The sequence below is a fragment of the Janibacter sp. DB-40 genome, from assembly GCF_029510815.1.
Classification (GTDB): Bacteria; Actinomycetota; Actinomycetes; order Actinomycetales; family Dermatophilaceae; genus Janibacter.
The window spans coordinates 1,328,375-1,344,790 of the sequence record NZ_CP120360.1 but is presented as its reverse complement, the minus strand read 5'-3'; the positions used below and the strand labels follow the sequence as shown (position 1 = coordinate 1,344,790).

Sequence of the window (16,416 nt, the reverse complement as noted above, 5' to 3'; positions counted from 1 at the left end):
CGAGGCTCGCGCCCGGGGGGCGCTCGCACCTCAGGGAGCAGGGCGAAGGGGGTCGGAGACCACGTCTCCGACCCCCTTCGTCATGCCCTCCGGTCAGTGAGGACGGTGCCGACCGGGGCCCTTGTCACCCTCGTCCGGGTCGTCGTCGAGCTTCAGCTCGCCGGCGGCGTGCGCCGCGACCAGGGCGGTCTGCCCCGGGTAGCGGATCTCCTCGACCAGCTCCTGGACGAGTTCGGTGGGCTTGGTGGTGAACTGCGAGACGATGATGGTCACCAGCAGGTTGATCACCATGCCGACCGCGCCGAAGCCGGTCGCGGCGATCCCGAAGATGCCCTCGTTGTTGCCCCAGATCTCGATGGTCCAGATCATGTAGAACAACGTCACGCCGATGCCGACGGCCATGCCGGCCGCGGCTCCTGCGGCCGTGCACTTCTTCCAGAAGATGCCCAGCACCAGTGTCGGGAAGAAGCTGGCACAGCCCAGACCGAACGCGAGCGCGACCACTTCTCCGGCGAACCCGGGCGGGTTGACCCCGAAGAAGCCGGCGATGACGATCGCCACGGCCATGGAGATGCGGGCCACCAGCAGCTGCTTCTTCTCGTCCGCCTGCGGGTTGATCCGCTTGTGGTAGACGTCGTTGGCGACCGAGGAGGAGATCACCAGCAGCAGACCGGATGCGGTCGACAGCGCCGCGGCGAGACCACCGGCGGCCACCAGGCCGACGATGGGTGCCGGCAGTCCGCCGATCTCCGGCGAGGCCAACACCACGATGTCGTTGTTGATCATCACCTCGTTGGCGATGTCGGACGCGGCGCCGGTGAAGTTGTACGTCCCGTCACCGTTGACGTCGCGCAGCGGGCCACCGTCCGGCCCGGTGATCAGCCCGACGTTCGCCCAGGTGGAGAACCACGACGGCAGCTCCTCCGTCGGTGTGCCGCGCAGGTCGGTGAGGATGTTGTACTTCGCGAACGCGGCCACCGTGGGGGCGGTGGTGTACAGCAGGGCGATGAAGAACAGCGCCCACAACGCCGAGTAGCGCGCGGCCCGCACCGATGCCGCCGTGTAGAAGCGGATGATCACGTGCGGCAGCCCGGCGGTGCCGAACATCAACGACGCGGTCAGCAGGAACATGTTCAGCTGGTCGGTGCCGGCCAGTGCCGAGGTGTAGGAGCCGAAGCCGAGGTCGGCCTGCACCCCCTCCAGCTCGTCCATGATCTGCCCGAACCCGACCTGCGGGACCGGGATCCCGGTCAGGCGGGTGGAGACCGCGACGGCGGGGATGAGGTAGGCGACGATCAGCACGCTGTACTGCGCCACCTGTGTCCACGTGATGCCCTTCATCCCGCCGAGGACGGCGTAGAAGAAGACGATCGTCATGCCGATGATGACACCGATCGTCGTGTTGACCTCGAGGAACCGTCCGAACACGACACCGACGCCGGCCATCTGCCCGATGACGTAGGTGAAGGAGACGACGATCGCGCAGATCACGGCGATCAGCCGGGCGGTCTCGTTGTACCGGTCACCGACGAAGTCGGGGATCGTGTACTTGCCGAACTTGCGCAGGTACGGCGCGAGCAGCATCGCCAGCAGCACGTAACCACCGGTCCAGCCCATGAGGTAGGCCGAGCCGGAGTACCCGTTGTAGGCCAGGGCGATCAGGCCGGCCATCGAGATGAACGAGGCGGCGCTCATCCAGTCCGCGGCGATGGCGGCGCCGTTGGCCGGCGCAGGGATCCCGCCGCCGGCGACGTAGAAGCCCGCGGTGTCGGACACCCGGCTGCGGTAGGCGATGTAGATGTAGAGCGAGAAGGACAGGCCGACGAAGATCAGGGTCCACAGCTGGATCTCGCTCATGAGTGGCGCACCCCCTTCTCGTAGTCATCCGCGCCGTACTCCTTGTCCAGCTTGTCCATTCGCCAGACGTAGACCGCGATGAGGATGAGGAAGGTGATGATCGATCCCTGCTGGGCGAACCAGAAGCCCAGCGGTACCCCGATGAAGGAGACCTGGTTCAGCCATTCGGTGAAGAAGATGCCCGCCCCGAAGGAGACGAGTGCCCAGACGACGAGCAACACCGCCATCAGCCTCAGGTTGCGGCGCCAGTACTCAGTCCGTTGCTGCTGATCCACGACAGACCCCTCCTTGGAGTGCCCGTGCGGCCCCGTTGCCGCCGGGAGCACTTCCAGAGAAGCAGCAGGTGGTACAGCAGTCAAGCATTGTGACCTCTGTGGTACCGGACAGCGGTCTATGGTCCCGGTATGACTTCTCGGCCCGAACGGCAGCGACGGACCCGACGGCCCGGTCAGGGGATGCTCCTCGGGGTGGCCGCGCTGCTCATGGTCGGCGGCTTCCTGCCGTGGCTCTACACCCCGATCGGTGAGGTCAGCGGATTCCGCGGCCCGGGGCAGTGGACCTTCTACGTCGGCCTGCTCGCCCTGGCCGGTGGCATCGTCCGGCGACCGCGGCTGGCGGCCGCGCAGGGAGTGATCGCCGGCGTCGTCGCTGTCGCCCTGCCCGTGTGGCAGGTGGTGCACGTGCTGACGCTCGTGGGCACGCAGGGCTGGTACCCGGGCCCGGGCCTGGTCTTCAGCCTCGGTGGCGGGGTGCTCGCGCTCAACGCCGCCCGCCTCCTGTGGCTCGGACAGGACGACTGACCGAGGGGTCGGACGGTCCCCGACCACGGCGGGAGTGACGGCTGGGACACGCCGGCAGCGACCCCCTTCGTGATCCCTCAACTACCAAACGGTAGCCGGTACCGTGGAGAGGATCCCCTACTCCCCGTAGAGGAATGCCCCACTCGCCGTATCGGAGTCAACGATGAACTCGGTCCTGCTGGCAGTCATTGGCGTGGCGATGATCCTCGCCGGATACTTCCTCTACTCGAAGTACCTCGCCACCCGCGTCTATCGGCTGGAGCCGAACTTCACGACTCCCTCGCACGAGCTGACCGACGGGGTCGACTACGTCCCGACGAACAAGTACGTGCTCTGGGGCCACCACTTCACCTCCGTCGCCGGCGCCGCTCCCATCGTCGGCCCGGCGGTCGCGGTGATCTGGGGCTGGCTCCCGGCCTTCCTGTGGGTGACGATCGGCACCATCTTCATGGCCGGCATGCACGACATGGGTGCGCTGTGGGCGTCCGTGCGCAACAAGGGCAAGTCCATGGGGGCACTGTCCGAGCGGTACATCGGCGCACGCGGGGCGAACCTCTTCCTCGTCGTCATCTTCCTGCTGCTGCTCATGGTCAACGCCGCCTTCGCGGTGGTCATCGCCAGCCTGCTCATCAGCACCCCGACGGCCGTCATCCCGGTGTGGGGCGCGATCCTCGTCGCCCTCCTCATCGGCCAGGCCATCTACCGCCTCAACTGGAACCTCGCGGCCGTCTCCGTCGTCGGCGTCGTCGCGCTCTACACGCTGATCCTCATCGGCGACCAGTTCCCCATCTCCCTCCCCGAGACGGTCATGGGCGTGCCGGACAACGGGGTGTGGATCATCATCCTCTTCGTCTACGCGGGCATCGCCTCGATCCTGCCGGTGTGGCTGCTGCTCCAGCCGCGTGACTACATCAACGGCCTGCAGCTCTTCATCGGCCTCGGCCTGCTCTACGGCGCCGTGCTCTTCGCCGGCCGCGACATGGTGGCCCCTGCCTTCAACGACAACGTCCCCGACGGCACCCCGAGCCTCGTGCCGCTGCTCTTCGTGACGATCGCTTGCGGCGCCATCTCCGGGTTCCACGGCATGGTCTCCTCCGGCACCAGCTCCAAGCAGCTGGACAAGGAGACCGACGCCCGGTTCGTCGGGTACTTCGGCGCCGTCGGCGAGGGCCTGCTGGCGCTGGGTGCGATCATCGCCACGACCGCCGGCTTCCGCACGCTCGCGGACTGGGAGGCCGTCTACTCGGCCTTCAACGAGGGCGGCGTCACGGCCTTCGTCGACGGCGGCGCATCGATCATGAACGCCGGCATCGGCCTGCCGACCTCGCTCAGCGCGACCGTGCTGGCCACCATGGCCGTGCTCTTCGCCGCGACCACGATGGACACCGGCGTGCGCCTGCAGCGCTTCGTCGTCCAGGAGGCCGGTGACGCCATGCGGATGAGCATCGGCAAGGGCGCCGCCACGATCATCGCCGTCGGCGTCGCCCTCGCTCTGACCTTCGGTGCGGGTCTCGACGGCTCGGGCGGTCTGCTCATCTGGCCGCTCTTCGGCACGACCAACCAGCTGCTCGCCGGTCTGACGCTGGGCATCATCAGCGTGATGCTGCTGCGCAAGAAGCGCGGCATCCTGCCCGTCGTGGTGCCGATGGTCTTCCTGCTGACGATGACGATCTACGCCCTCTTCGTCCAGCTGGGTACGTTCTACCGCGACAGCAACTGGCTGCTGCTCGGGCTGGACCTGATCATCCTCGTCGCCGCCGTCTGGGTCATCGTCGAGTCGGTCGGCGCGATGAACCGCGCCCGCAAGGGCGAGGGCGCCGACGACGAGGAGTTCGAGCGGGCGACCGCCTCGCGGGACCGGCCATGACCTGGCTCGAGCGCTTCTCGGCAGGGCTGAAGGAGTTCTACTACGCGCCTTATCGGCAGGCCTTCGCCCGGGCGAAGCAGGAGGAGGACGACCTCTTCATGATGCTCGTGCTCTCCGAGGCGCTCGGCGTGCCCAACCCGGCGAGCTACTACACCGCCGAGCTGCTGCCGGTGATGTACGACCGGGTGCACGAGTGGCACACCCGGATGGGTCTGGACCGCTCGCCGCTGGACCAGTTCTCGTGCTGCTGCTAGACGTCGTCGAGGGCCGCTCGGTCCTCTTCGTCGGCGGCAAGGGCGGGGTCGGCAAGACGAGCGTCGCCTCCGCCCTCGCCCTCGCCGCCGCGCGAAGGGGGCGACGCACCCTCGTCGTCTCCACGGACCCGGCGCACAACCTCGGTCACCTGTGGGACCGCCCGGTCGGTGACGAGATCGTCCACCTCACGCAGGGATTGGACGGGGTCGAGATCGACCCCGCCCGCACCACCGACGAGCACCTGGCGGCGGTCGAGGCGACGATGCGCCGGCTGATGCCGGAGCACCTGCACGGCGAGGTCACCAAGCACCTCGACCTCGCCCGCGACGCCCCCGGCACGCACGAGGCGGCCGTCCTCGAGCGCGTCGCCGAGACGATCGAGGAGGCCGAGGGCCGCTACGACCTCGTCGTCTTCGACACCGCACCCTCGGGGCACACGAGTCGGCTGATGTCCCTGCCGGAGACGATGTCCGCGTGGACCGAGGGGCTGCTGCGGCGGCAGGACCGCTCGGAGAAGTTCGGCGCCGCCCTGCGCGGACTCGGGGGCCACGACCCCGATGACCCGGGTGTCTCGGTCCTCGGCGACCGGGAGGGCTCGACGCGCGGGCCGGACCGGCGCGGCCGGCGCGACCAGGAGATCCGTCGCATCCTGACCCGTCGGCAGACGCGCTTCACGCGGCTGCGCGAGCTGCTGCAGGACGAGCGACGCACCGCCTTCCTCATCGTGCTCACCGCCGAGCGGCTGCCTGTGCTGGAGACGATCGAGCTGCACGCGCAGCTGGAGCGCACCGGCGTCGACGTCGCCGCTCTCGTGGTCAACAAGCGCTCCCCCGCCGACGTCGGTGGGTTCCTGGAGTCGCGACGCGCCCAGGAGGAGGAGCACCTGGCGGTGCTCCACCAGCGGCTGCCCGGCGTGCCGGTGGTCCAGCTGCCGCTGCTCGGGGCGGACATCGTCGGCGCGGACGCGGTGGCCGACTTCGCGGAGATCCTCGGGACCCCGGCGGGTTGACGCAGCGCGTCGTCGCGCACGCGCCGCGCGGATGCAGGGTCCGGGACGCGCCTGTGGCACGGTGACGCGATGACCACCTCACTCCTGTGGACCGGCTGGACCCCGCTGCTGCAGGCGGCGGTGATGGCGACCGTCGGCTACCTCGTCCTCGTCCTGCTGCTGCGCGGGACCGGCCCGCGCACGATGTCGAAGATGACTCCCTTGGACTTCGTCATCGCGGTGACCATCGGCTCGGCCTTCGGCCGCCTGATCACCGCGGAGAAGGGGACGGTCAGCCAGCTGGTCGCGGTTCTCGTCCTGCTCGTCGTGCTCCAGTGGGTCCTCGCCTGGCTGCGCTCGCACTCGACGGGTGTCCGGCGGCTGCTCGACCACCCACCGGTCGTGCTCTACGAGGACGGCGTGATGCGTGACCGCGCGCTCCGCCGCCACCGCCTCATCGAGGACGACGTCCACGAGGCGGCGCGGGGCGCGGGCAAGGGGTCGCTCGAGGAAGTGCACACCGTGCTGCTCCTGCGCGAGGGCAGCTTGGGCGTCATCGGTCGCGAGGACATCGGGGACGGGTCGAGCGTGACCCCCTTCGTCGCCCGGGAGTGACGACGGTCAGGCGACCGTCACCGCTTCCTCGGCCGACTCCCTTCGCCCCGCCTCCGGCGCGGCCACGCGGCGGGAGAAGATGAGCGCGACGGCACTGACGACGTAGGCGCCGACGATGTACCAGGCGAGGTTCGTCGTGCTGGCGTCGGCGCCGACGAGTCGCTGCGCGACGAGCGGCGACAGGCCGGCACCCAGGAGGGAGCCGAGCTGGTAGGTCAGCGAGACGCCCGAGTAGCGGGCCGCGGGCTCGAAGAGCTCGGACAGGTACGCCCCGACGGGGCCGTACATCGTGGCCTGGATCAGCGGGTTGCCGACGAGGAAGGCGATCGTGATCAGCATGGGGTCGCCGCTGCCGAAGAGCATGAACATCGGCCAGATCGCGACGGCCGAGAAGGCGGCACCGGCGAGCATCACCGGCTTGCGGCCGAGGCGGTCGCTGAGCCAGGCGAAGAGCGGGATCGTGAAAACGTGCACGAAGTTGCTCAGGGTGAGCATGTACAGCGCGTTCTCCTGGGAGACGGCGCCGCTCGCGACGACGTAGGGGACCATGAAGACCGCAAGCAGGCCCTGCATGAACAGCGGTGCCATGACCGCGAGGCTGCCGAGCACGACCGTGCGGCGGTAGCTGGTGAAGAGCACCGCGACCGGCAGGCCGGTGTGGATCTCACCGCGCTTGCGGGCCGCCTCGAACTCCGGCGACTCCGAGACGCGCAGCCGCAGGTAGAGCCCGACGGCGACGACGACCGCGGAGAGCAGGAAGGGCACGCGCCAGCCCCACTCGAAGAAGGCGTCCCCGGTGAGCCCGGTGGTCATGCCGAGGACGAGGGTGGCCATGACGGCGCCGAAGGGGGCACCGGCCATCGCCAGGCTCGCACCGATGCCCTTGGAGCGGTTGGTGGAGTGCTCGCCGGCCATGAGCATCGCGCCGGCCCACTCGCCGCCGACCGCGAGTCCCTGGACGAGCCGCAGGACCGCCAGCAGGATCGGGGCGGCGATGCCGATGCTCGCGGCCGTCGGCATCATGCCGATGACCATCGAGACGATGCCCATGACGAGCAGGGTGACCACGAGCATGTTCTTGCGGCCGAGCTTGTCGCCGAAGTGGCCGAAGAGCAGGCCACCGATCGGCCGGGAGACGTATCCGGTGAAGAGCGTCAGGTAGCTCAGCAGGACCCCGGTGCCGTGGTCGACCTCGGAGAAGAACAGATCCGGGAAGACGAGACCGGCAGCGGCCGCGTACAGCAGGAAGTCGTAGTACTCCACGGCCGAGCCGAGGAAGCTGGACGACTGCGCGCGGCGTCGCTCGGCGGGCGTCGTCATGGCGGTGGCCCGCGGCGTCGCAGCGCCGCCGGGCGTGGCGAGATCATCGTTGATCATGGGTCCTCCAGGTAAGTGGTCTGGGACCATTGGTGGGTATCGCGCGCCCTGCGCAACATCGTCCGTGCCACCACGTGGCACGATGGTCACACCACGAAGGGAGCACCGTGCCGAAGAAGGTCAACGCCGTCGACCGCGCGGTCCGGCTGCTCGCGATGGTCGACCAGTTCGGGTCCGAGGGCCTGGGCGTCAGCGAGCTGGCGCGCCGCACGGACATCCCCAAGTCGACCACCTTCCGCCTGCTGCACACCCTCGAGGAGAGCGGGGCGGTCGAGCGGCGTGGGGACAGCTTCCGCACCGGCCCCCTCTTCGGCTCCCACCTCGCCCTGCCGGCCGACCCGGAGGCGGCGCGCGTGCAGACGGTACTGACCCCCTTCCTCTCCGTGCTGTACGAGGCGACCCGGCAGACCTGCCAGCTGGCGGTCCTGCGCGAGGGCGAGATCGTCTTCCTCAACAAGCTCCACGGCCGCCACCGCGCCCACTCCCCCTCCCGCATCGGCGGTCGCGCCCCGGCGCACTGCACGTCGCTGGGCAAGGTGCTGCTGGCCTTCGACCGGGAGGCGGCCGAGCGGGTGTGCGACTCGGAGCTGATCGCCTTCACCGAGCAGACGATCACCGACGGCGACGCGCTGCGGGTCGAGCTGTCGCGGGTGGCCCGGTCGCGGATCGGCGTGGACGACAACGAGTACGTCGAAGGGGTGAGCAGTGTCGCCTCGGTCGTCATGGACGGCGACGGTCGTCCCTGCGCATCGCTCGCCCTGACGGGTCCCCCCGATGTCGCCCGGGCCGGTCACGAGCAGCTCCTGCTGGACGTCTGCGCCCGTGCCACCCGGGCCATGGCCCGGACCTCCTGAGGCGACCCTCCCCCCCCTTCGCAACTGCTTAGGCTCCTGCGAGAACCGGGCCGCCTCCCTCGCAACTGCTTAGGCTCCTGCGAATCGCACGCCGAACCCGTGCCACGGGGTGGCACACGGGATGGGGCCGCGGCTGCCGTGCCGTCATGGTCGGTCCATGCACAGTGAAGTGATGATCGTGGGAGCCGGCCCCGTCGGCCTGGCACTGGCCAACCTCCTGGGCCGCTACAGCCGGGACGTGACCCTGCTCGAGTCGCGCAGCCGGCTCATCGACTACCCCCGGGGCGTGGGCCTGGACGACGAGTCGATGCGCTCGATCCAGACCATGGGCCTCGTCGAGCAGGTCGAGCCGTACACGATCCCGCACCACGTGATGCGCCTGGTCAACGGCAGGGGCGAGACGATGGTGACCAACGCCCCCCAGGGCGAGCCCTTCGGGTGGCCGCGCAAGTTCGGCTTCATCCAGCCGCTCGTCGACCAGCAGCTGCACGAGGGCCTCGAGCGCTTCGGGAACGTCAGGGTCCTCTTCGACCACACGGTCACCCGCAGCGTCGACCGCGGCGAGCACGTCGAGGTCACCGCGACCGTCACCGAGCCGGACGGGTCGACCCGCGAGCAGGTCTTCACCGCGGACTACCTCGTCGGTTGCGAAGGGGGGTCCTCCCCCACGCGCAAGCGGATGGACGTCGACTTCGTCGGCGAGTCCCCGTCGACCCGGTGGGTCGTCATCGACGTCAACAACGACCCGCTCGGCGCGCCCAATGTCTACCTCGGCGCCGACCCGGCGCGCCCCTACGTCTCGATCGGCCTACCGCACGGCATCCGTCGCTGGGAGTTCATGCTCTTCGACGACGAGCCCAGCGAGCGGGTGGAGGACGACGCCTTCGTCGCCGCCCTGCTCGCCGACCACGTGCCGGACTCCTCGACCCTCGACGTCATCCGTCGCCGCGTCTTCACCCACCACGGCCGCATCGCCAGCTCCTTCCGTCAGGGCCGCATCCTCATCGCCGGCGACGCCGCGCACCTGATGCCGGTGTGGATGGGCCAAGGGTGGAACTCCGGCATGCGCGACGCGACGAACCTCGCCTGGAAGCTCGCGAGCGTCCTCGCCGGCCAGGCCGACGAGTCGCTCCTGGACACCTACGATGTCGAGCGCCGCGACCACGCCAAGGCGATGATCGACCTGTCGATGACCTTCGGCTCGGTCATCAAGCCCACCAACCGCGCCGTCTGCGCCGTGCGCGACACGGTCAGCCGGGCGATGAACCTCAGCCCGAAGGTCAAGGCCTACTTCGCCGACATGCGGTTCAAGCCGATGCCGTTCTACGCCAAGGGCGTCGTCGTCTCCCCGGACTCGCTGCTCCCCGGCGAGCAGGAGCGCCGCCGCACCTCGCGCTTCATGACCGTGCGCAACGCCGTCGACAAGCAGACGCCCGTCGGCAAGCAGTTCATCCAGCCGCGGGTCAACACCCACGAGCACACGGGCGTGCGGCTCGACGACGTCATCGGTCCGTGGTGGACCGTCGCTGCCTGGGGGAACGACCCCGCGCGCCTCTTCACGCCGGAGGAGCGTCGCCAGCTCGAGCACATGGGGGCACGCTTCGTCTCCTTCATGTCCGAGAGCCAGCGTCCGTGGGCCGAACGGGAGTACGCCGGCTCCGGCACCCTGGTCGTCGGCGACACCGACGGCTCGCTCAAGGGTTGGTTCGACCGATCTGCCATGGGTGTGGTCTTCCTGCGCCCGGACCGGTTCGTCGCCGCGGCCTGCCTCGCACAGGAGTCGGGACGCGCGCTGGCCGCGCTGCGGGTCGCGATGGGCGCGACGTCGGTGGGGTCCCTACAAGGCCCGGCCGCGGACGACTTCGCGCAGCTGGCGGTGTCGGCATGAGCTTGTCACTGGTCGCGATGTCGCACACTCCCCTGCTCGGCCGGATCGAGGTCACCGACGAGGTGCGAAGGGAGGTCGACGGCGCCTTCGCCGCCGTGCGGGACTTCGTGCGCGAGGTGGACCCGGAGCTGGTCATCACCATCGGCCCGGACCACTACAACGGCTTCTTCTACGACACGATGCCGCCCTTCTGCCTGGGCCTGGGCGCCTACGGCCTCGGTGACTACGACACCGCGACCGGCCCCCTTCGCGTCCCGGCCGACGTGGCCGAGGACCTCGCCCGGTCCGTGCAGGCCCGCGACGTCGACCTGACGATCTCCCGCGCGATGGGCGTCGACCACGGCGCGGTCCAGCCGCTGGAGGTGATCTTCGGCGGGATCGACACCGTGCCGACCATCCCCCTCTTCGTCAACGGCGTGGCCGCCCCCTTCGTCCCGATGCGCCGCATCCGGCTGCTCGGCGAGGCGGTCGGCCGCTGGGCCGCCGAGCGCCCCGAGCGCACCCTGGTCATCGCCTCCGGCGGCCTCAGCCACGACCCGCCGGTGCCGCAGTGGGCCACCGCCACCCCACAGGTGCGCGAGAAGCTGATCGACGGACGCAATCCGACACCCGAGGCGCAGGCTGCCCGGCAGCAGCGGGTCATCGACACCGCCAGGGACTTCGCCGCCGGCACGGCCACCATCACCGACCTCAACCCGGAGTGGGACCACGAGTTCATGCGGGTCTGCCGCGCGGGCGAGGTGACTGCCTTCGACGGCTACGAGGCCGAGGCGATGGCCGCGACCGCCGGCAACTCCTCGCACGAGGTGCGCTCCTGGGTGGCCGCCTTCGCCGCGATGTCCGCCGTCGGCGACTACACCGTCGAGCACGAGTACTACCGCCCGATCCCCGAGTACATCGCCGGCTTCGGGGTCATGACCGCACGCACGAAGGAGAAAAACCGATGACTGCCACCACCACCCCCACCAGCGAGCTGACCTACGAGTCGACCAGCCGGATGGTCCAGACCCGCCGGTGGAACATCCACATCAACGAGGCCGGCACCGGCAAGCCGCTGATCCTGCTGCACGGCTCCGGGCCCGGCGCGACAGGGTGGAGCAACTTCTCGGCCGTCATCCCCCGCCTGGCGCAGCACTACCGCGTCATCGCCGTCGACATGCCCGGCTGGGGCGAGTCCGACCCGGTCACCTGGCAGGAGCGCGACCACTCCACGGCCCTGCTGGACCTGCTCGACGCCCTGGACATCGACACGGCCACCATCATCGGCAACTCCATGGGCGGCGGGACCACCCTGCGCTTCGGCTACGAGCACCCCGAGCGCGTGCACCGTCTGATCACCATGGGATCCTCCTCCGGCGCCCCCACCCTCATGGGCGCCGCCGGCCTGACCGAGGGGTTGAAGGTGCTGCAGAAGGGCTACCGCCAGCCCTCCTTCGAGACCCTGAAGGAACTGGTCGACGTGATGACCTTCGACTCGAAGTTCGCCACCGACGAGCTGATCCAGCAGCGCACCGACATGGTCCTCGCGTATCCCGAGCACGCCCGCAACTTCATCGAGGGCACCGGCAAGAAGCCCGTCGTCGAGCTCGACCACGCCCGCCTGCGCGACATCACCGCCCCTGTACTGCTCTTCCACGGCCGCGACGACCGCGTCGTGCACTTCGAGCACTCGCTGCGCCTGACCTCCATGCTGCGCAACTCACGCATGTACCTCATCAACGGCTGCGGCCACTGGCTGCAGATCGAGCACGCCGAGGAGTTCGCCGAGCAGGTGCTGCACTTCCTGCGGGACTGACCACCCCACAGAGACGCCTTCGGTCCTGATCCGTGCCACGGATCAGGACCGAAGGCGTTTTCGCATGCTACGGGCGGAGTGACGGACTTTTTCTGCGCGTTTCAAGCACTGAATGCTTGTTCTGCGCAACTACGAGTGCCATACTCGCTCAGGTCGGGCAGTGACGCCCGCCCCTCGCGCTCAGGAGTGTCATCGTGGACATACAACTGCTACTCGCCCTCGTGCTGGGCATCGCGGCGATCATCGTGCTGGTGCTGCGCACCCGGCTGGACGCCTTCATCGCCCTGCTCATCGCCGGGCTCGTCACCGGCATCGTCGCCGGTCAGCCGCTCATCGACATCGTCGGCTCGATCACCGACGGCTTCGGCTCGACCCTGGGCAGCATCGGCATCGTCATCGGCCTCGGTGTGGCCATCGGCAAACTCCTCGAGGTCTCGGGGGCCGCGGACGCGCTCGCTCGCGCCTTCCTCAGGGGCTTCGGCAAGGGCCGTGAGGAGTGGGCCATGGGCACCGTCGGCTCGCTCGTCTCCATCCCGGTCTTCTGCGACTCCGGCTACGTGATCATGAACCCGCTGGCCCGCTCCATCGCGCGCGTCAAGCGCGGCGGCTACGTCGCCCTCGCACTCGCCCTCGGCTGCGGCATGACCCTGACCCACCACCTGGTCCCCCCGACCCCCGGCCCGCTCGCCGCCACCGGCATCCTCGGTGCCGACCTGGGCATGGTCATCGTGGCCGGCCTGGTCTTCACCGTCATCCTGCTACCCGTCGTCGTGATCTACGCCCGCTGGGTGGGCCCGCTCCTCGAGGACCGCGTCATCCCCGAGGTCCGGGAGGCCGTCTACGGCCACGCCGCCACCACCGGGACGGGCTCCACCGCGACCCTGACCCGCGAGTCCGACGAGCGCGACACCGCCACCGGTCGCGGCGACGACATCGCGGACGTGCAGACCTACGACCCGGCTGCCTACCTCGGGGAGCCTCCCGCCGGTCAGAAGCACCGCCCCGTGAGCGCCCTCCTCGGCTCCCTCCCCCTCCTCGTCCCGCTGCTGCTCATCGTGGGCAACACCGTCACCGCGGCGATCGACCGCAACCAGCAGGGCGTCCTCTCCGGTGAGTACGAGCCCAGCGGATGGACGACCCCCTTCGCCTTCCTCGGCAACCCGGTCGTCGCCCTGGTCATCGGCGCCGTCCTCGCGGTCTACGTCCTGCTCCCCCGCTGGACTCCGCGCAGCAAGGTCCAGGGCTGGTTCGCCGACGCCGCCGCCTCGGCCGGCCTGATCCTGCTGATCACCGGTGCCGGTGGCGCCTTCGGTCAGGTGCTGCGCGACTCGGGTGTCGGCGATGCCCTCGCCGAGGCCATCGCCGCAACGGCTCTGCCTGCCTTCCTCGTCCCCTTCGTCATCGCCAGCGTCGTGCGTGTCGCCCAGGGCTCGGGCACGGTCGCGATGATCACCGCCGCCTCGGTCACAGCTCCCCTGGTGAGCAGCCTGGGCATCGACCCGGTGGTCGCGGTCCTGGCGTGCACCTCGGGCTCGATGGTCTTCAGCTACTTCAACGACTCCTACTTCTGGGTCGTCACCCGCTTCACCGGCCTCGAGGGGACGGCAGCGCTGAAGGGCTGGTCCGGCATCACCACCGCCGTGTGGGCCGGGTCCCTGCCGCTGCTCTTCATCCTCGACCTGGTCATGGGCTGACGAGATGGCCACCGTCCTCGTCGTCGCCGACGACCTCACCGGCGCCAACGCCAGCGCAGCCGGCTTCGCGAGGACGGGCATGCGTGCGGTCACCCTGGGCCGGGCCGACGAGTGGAGCGCGATCGCGCGGTTCCACCCGCAGTTCGACGCGATCGTGGTCACGACCGACTCACGGCACGCCGACCCGCACGACGTGCGTGGACCGATCCACGACGCCGTGCGGGCCGGCTGGCCGGTCGAGCTGCTGGGCACCCGGGTCGACACCACCCTGCGCGGCAACATCGGGGTCGCCACCGAGGCCATGCTCACGGCGGTCCGGGAGCTTACGGACCGCCGGGTCATGGGCCTGTGCCTGACGGCCCACCCCCTGGCCGGCCGGGTCACGGTCGATGGACACCAACTGTTGCAAGGTCGTCGTCTCGAGCACACCGAGCTGGCCAGGGACCCCCGCACCCCCGTCGACACCTCCGACGTGGGCGAGCTGCTGACCCGCTTCACCGACCTGCGCATCGGCTACCTGGGGCTGAGTGCGGTCACCAGCCCCCACACGGAGCTCGTCGCGTCGATCCGCGCCCTGCTCCGCGAGGACATCGACGTCATCGTCGCCGACGCCCTCACCGTTGAGCACCTCGACCAGGTCGCCACCGCCGCGGTGGCCGCCGACGAGGGGGTCCAGTGGGTGACCGTCGACCCCGGCCCGGGCGCCCTCGCCATGGCAACCGCGCTCGGGCTCCCCGACCGGTCCGGAGCCGGGCCGCTGCTGGCCGTCTCGGGATCGGCCACCGACCTCACCCGGGCCCAGCTGCACCGACTGATCACCGAGCGCGGTTGCCGGGTCGTGCGCCCCACGACACTGCCCGACTCGGTCGTCCCCGACGTCGACGCCACCGTCCCGGACGTGGTGCAGGCCCTCAAGCAGGCCGGCCCCGGTGAGATCGTCCTCGTGGCCACGGTGCTCGACGGCAGCGATCTGCGCCGGCTCTCCCCCGAGGAGGGTGATGAGCTGCCGGTCGCCCTCGGCGAGATCACCAGACGTGCCCTCGCGGAGTCCCCCGTGGACGGCCTCTTCACCACCGGCGGTGACGTCACCGCCGCCGTGCTGCACCACCTCGACGGCCAGGGCCTCGAGGTCGAGGACGAGGTCGTGCCCCTCGCCGTGGCCGGTGAGATCGTCTCCGGACCGCACGTCGGTCTGCCCATGGTGACCAAGGGCGGACTCGTCGGCGACACGGAGACCACCCTCCAGTGCCTCGACCGCCTCGCCGAGATGGCCCAGGCGAGGACCCGCGCCGTCCGCGCCGCACCGTCCCTGACCCACCCCCTTCCACCCACGACGTCGGCCCGACCGGGCCACGAAGGAGACACCACACCATGAGCACCGCTCCCGTCCTCGCCCTGACCGTCGGCGACCCCGTCGGCATCGGCCCCGAGATCACCGCCCAGACCCTCGCCGAGTTCGCCGGCGACCCCGACCACCACGGCATCGCCGTCGGTGACCGCATCGCCCTCGAGAAGGCCGTCGAGGTCCTCGGCCTCGACGTCGAGGTGCGCAGCGTCGACGGTTGGGACACCCCACCCGCCGGCAAGGGCGTCATCGACGTCCACGACATCGGCGTGCTCGGCGACACGATGCTCGAGTGGGGCACCGTGGACGGCACCGCCGGCCGCGCGGCGATCACAGCGATCGAGATCGCGACGAAGGCCGCGATGGACCAGCAGATCGCCGGCATCGTCACCGGCCCGATCAACAAGGAGGCCATCTGGGCCGCCGGCAGCGAGCACCTCGGCCACACCGAGATGCTCGGCGAGCTCACCGGCGTGACCAAGCAGGACACGATGTTCGTCGTGCGCAACGACGCCCACGGCGGCCACCACCTGCGCATCTTCTTCGCCACCCGGCACACCTCCCTGCGCAAGGCACTCGACAAGATCACCGTCGAGACGCAGATCGACTCGATCGAGCGCGCCCACCGCGCGCTGCAGATCTACGGCGTCGAGAACCCGCGCCTGGCGACGGCGGCGATCAACCCGCACGCCGGGGAGAACGGTGCCTTCGGCGACGAGGAGATCGAGATCCTGCGCCCCGCCGTCGCGGCTGTCAACGACAAGGGCCTGCAGGTCACGGGCCCAATCCCGGCCGACTCCGTCTTCCACCACGGCCTCACCGGGCGCTACGACGGGGTGCTCTCGCAGTACCACGACCAGGGCCACATCGCCGCCAAGACCTACGACTTCGACGGCACCATCTCGGTGACCGTGGGACTGCCCATCCTGCGCACCTCGGTCGACCACGGCACCGCCTTCGACATCGCCGGCAAGGGCAAGGCGGACCACGGCACCATGCGCTCGGCCTACCTCGCCGCTGTCGACTACGCTCCCTTCGTCGACGGCATCCGGGAGGAGTACCTGCCCAGGTGACCGGCCCC

General features: G+C 69.9%; 15 protein-coding genes. 12 read left to right on the top strand and 3 right to left on the bottom strand.

Annotated features, from left to right (window positions below; all coding sequences use genetic code 11):
- Positions 1 to 93 precede the first annotated feature (93 nt).
- Both PVE36_RS06375 and PVE36_RS06370 read right to left on the bottom strand, forming a co-directional pair.
- On the bottom strand, positions 94 to 1,857 hold the full coding sequence (locus PVE36_RS06375) for a sodium:solute symporter family protein (protein ID WP_277455327.1): 1,764 nt from the start codon (positions 1,855 to 1,857) through the stop codon (positions 94 to 96).
- The gene (locus tag PVE36_RS06370) at positions 1,854 to 2,132 is read right to left on the bottom strand and encodes a DUF4212 domain-containing protein (RefSeq protein WP_277455326.1); all 279 of its coding nucleotides are present in this window, start codon (positions 2,130 to 2,132) and stop codon (positions 1,854 to 1,856) included. The genes PVE36_RS06375 and PVE36_RS06370 overlap by 4 nt, the downstream gene beginning before the upstream one ends.
- A gap of 129 nt (positions 2,133 to 2,261) precedes the next feature.
- Here PVE36_RS06370 and PVE36_RS06365 point away from each other — a divergent pair, with 129 nt between their 5' ends.
- The 5 genes from PVE36_RS06365 (at position 2,262) to PVE36_RS06345 (ending at position 6,382) form a co-directional block, all read left to right on the top strand.
- Entirely contained in the window at positions 2,262 to 2,657 is a 396-nt protein-coding gene (locus PVE36_RS06365) for a hypothetical protein (protein ID WP_277455325.1), read from the top strand.
- 163 nt (positions 2,658 to 2,820) lie between these two features.
- Positions 2,821 to 4,524, top strand: a complete 1,704-nt coding sequence (locus tag PVE36_RS06360) for a carbon starvation protein A (protein ID WP_277455323.1) — start codon at positions 2,821 to 2,823, stop codon at positions 4,522 to 4,524.
- Complete coding sequence (locus tag PVE36_RS06355; RefSeq protein ID WP_277240402.1) at positions 4,521 to 4,778, top strand: cory-CC-star protein; 258 nt, start codon at positions 4,521 to 4,523, stop codon at positions 4,776 to 4,778. Before PVE36_RS06360 ends, PVE36_RS06355 begins: the two co-directional genes overlap by 4 nt.
- Positions 4,769 to 5,788: an ArsA family ATPase gene (locus PVE36_RS06350; RefSeq protein ID WP_277455776.1), complete on the top strand. Its 1,020-nt coding sequence runs from the start codon at positions 4,769 to 4,771 to the stop codon at positions 5,786 to 5,788. The genes PVE36_RS06355 and PVE36_RS06350 overlap by 10 nt, the downstream gene beginning before the upstream one ends.
- A 69-nt stretch (positions 5,789 to 5,857) precedes the next feature.
- Positions 5,858 to 6,382, top strand: coding sequence for a YetF domain-containing protein (locus tag PVE36_RS06345; protein WP_277455321.1), 525 nt, complete (start codon positions 5,858 to 5,860; stop codon positions 6,380 to 6,382).
- A gap of 6 nt (positions 6,383 to 6,388) precedes the next feature.
- Here the strand turns inward: PVE36_RS06345 and PVE36_RS06340 are convergent, their stop codons facing one another.
- Positions 6,389 to 7,759: an MFS transporter gene (locus PVE36_RS06340; protein ID WP_277455319.1), complete on the bottom strand. Its 1,371-nt coding sequence runs from the start codon at positions 7,757 to 7,759 to the stop codon at positions 6,389 to 6,391.
- Between the two features lie 74 nt (positions 7,760 to 7,833).
- Between PVE36_RS06340 and PVE36_RS06335 the strand changes: the two genes are divergently transcribed.
- From PVE36_RS06335 to pdxA, 7 genes are all read left to right on the top strand, one after another.
- Positions 7,834 to 8,613 carry an IclR family transcriptional regulator gene (locus PVE36_RS06335; RefSeq protein ID WP_277455317.1) on the top strand — a complete coding sequence of 260 codons (780 nt, stop codon included), beginning with the start codon at positions 7,834 to 7,836 and terminating at the stop codon, positions 8,611 to 8,613.
- A 157-nt stretch (positions 8,614 to 8,770) separates the two neighbouring features.
- Positions 8,771 to 10,501, top strand: coding sequence for a bifunctional 3-(3-hydroxy-phenyl)propionate/3-hydroxycinnamic acid hydroxylase (locus PVE36_RS06330; protein ID WP_277455315.1), 1,731 nt, complete (start codon positions 8,771 to 8,773; stop codon positions 10,499 to 10,501).
- Positions 10,498 to 11,448 carry a 3-carboxyethylcatechol 2,3-dioxygenase gene (locus PVE36_RS06325; RefSeq protein ID WP_277455313.1) on the top strand — a complete coding sequence of 317 codons (951 nt, stop codon included), beginning with the start codon at positions 10,498 to 10,500 and terminating at the stop codon, positions 11,446 to 11,448. The genes PVE36_RS06330 and PVE36_RS06325 overlap by 4 nt, the downstream gene beginning before the upstream one ends.
- Positions 11,445 to 12,296: an alpha/beta hydrolase gene (locus tag PVE36_RS06320; protein WP_277455312.1), complete on the top strand. Its 852-nt coding sequence runs from the start codon at positions 11,445 to 11,447 to the stop codon at positions 12,294 to 12,296. Before PVE36_RS06325 ends, PVE36_RS06320 begins: the two co-directional genes overlap by 4 nt.
- Before the next feature lie 194 nt (positions 12,297 to 12,490).
- Positions 12,491 to 13,990: an SLC13 family permease gene (locus tag PVE36_RS06315; RefSeq protein ID WP_277455311.1), complete on the top strand. Its 1,500-nt coding sequence runs from the start codon at positions 12,491 to 12,493 to the stop codon at positions 13,988 to 13,990.
- A gap of 4 nt (positions 13,991 to 13,994) precedes the next feature.
- Complete coding sequence (locus tag PVE36_RS06310) at positions 13,995 to 15,365, top strand: four-carbon acid sugar kinase family protein (protein ID WP_277455309.1); 1,371 nt, start codon at positions 13,995 to 13,997, stop codon at positions 15,363 to 15,365.
- Positions 15,362 to 16,408 (top strand): 4-hydroxythreonine-4-phosphate dehydrogenase PdxA, encoded by a 1,047-nt coding sequence (gene pdxA / locus PVE36_RS06305; RefSeq protein WP_277455308.1) that lies wholly within the window; start codon positions 15,362 to 15,364, stop codon positions 16,406 to 16,408. Before PVE36_RS06310 ends, pdxA begins: the two co-directional genes overlap by 4 nt.
- Positions 16,409 to 16,416 lie beyond the last annotated feature (8 nt).